General features: G+C 71.1%; 1 protein-coding gene. It reads left to right on the top strand.

The annotated features are described in order from the left end of the window. Positions 1 to 42: 42 nt before the first annotated feature. The coding region (locus tag V6V89_RS41085; protein WP_334625143.1) for an ROK family transcriptional regulator at positions 43 to 1,244 on the top strand (1,202 nt) is incomplete at its 3' end.

Below are 1,244 nucleotides of genomic sequence, written 5' to 3'. Positions count from 1 at the left end.
TAAGTGAAGTAGCCTGGCAAAGCGGCGGATGAGGAGGAAACCGTGGCGACCAGCCCGATCTGGGCAAGCCGGCCGAGGACGCGGGGCCTGGTTCTCGACCTCATCAGGGCGGCGCGCACGATCAGCCGGGTGGAGCTCGCGACGGCGACCGGCCTGACCGGCGCCACGATCTCCGAGGTCGTGCGCGAGCTCATGGGCGACGGCCTGGTCGTCGAGGCCGGCCGGGGCGCGCCGACCGGCGGCAAGCCCCGCACCCTGGTCCAGCTCAACCCGCTGGCCCGCTACAGCGTCGGGGTACAGCTGGAGCGGAACATGTGCGTGATCGTGCTGGTCGACCTGGCGGGCCGTCCGGTGGCCCGCACCTCGTTCCAGGGCGTCGCGTCGATGCCGCCGGAGCAGGCCCTGCCCCTGGTGGCGGCGCAGGTGGACGCGCTGCTGGCCACGGCGGCCGTCGACCGCGACAAGGTGCTGGGGGTCGGCCTGGTCAGCTACGGCCCGCAGGACCGGCGCGCGGGTGTGCTGTTGACGCCCCAGCCCACCGATCAGTGGCTACGCCATCCGGTCGCGGGGCGGCTGGCGGAGACGCTTGGGCTGCCCGTCCTGCTCGACAACGACGCCGCGGCGGCCGCCATCGGCGAGTACTGGATGGGTACAGTGGACCCGGCCTCCACCTACGGCTGTATCTACATGGCCACCGGGATCGGCGGTGGCGTCGTGGTCGGCGGTGAGGTGTACCGGGGCAGCTCCTCCAACAGCGTCGAGATCGGCCACATCTCCATCGACGTCAACGGCGACCGGTGCCCGTGTGGCAACATCGGCTGCCTGGAAAACTACGCCGGCCCGACGGCGCTGGTACGGCAGGCGATGGCCACACCGGGGCTCGCCCAGCGGTTGGCGCTCGACCCTGGCTCGGCCGACTTCCTCACCGAGTTCACGCGGATCGCGGCCGCCGCGAACGCCGGCGACCCCGCCGCCCGGGGCCTGGTCGAGCAGTCGGCCCGCTATATCGGCTGTGCCGCCGTCACCATGGCGTGCCTGTTCGATGTGGACACGATCGTGCTGGCCGGGCCGAGCTTCGCGGTGGCGGGCTCGATCTACCAGACGGTGATCCAACAGGAAGTGGACCGCCGCACGTTCATCAAGCGGGCACATCCAGTGCGGGTAGTGCCGTCAGTCAACGGATCGGACGCGGCAGCGATCGGCGGAGCAGTCCTCGTCCTGCAAAGCGAGCTGACCCTCGCACA

It is taken from the genome of Micromonospora sp. CPCC 206061 (assembly GCF_036906915.1).
Taxonomy (GTDB): Bacteria; Actinomycetota; Actinomycetes; order Mycobacteriales; family Micromonosporaceae; genus Phytohabitans.
This window is presented reverse-complemented; position numbering and strand designations above follow the sequence as displayed.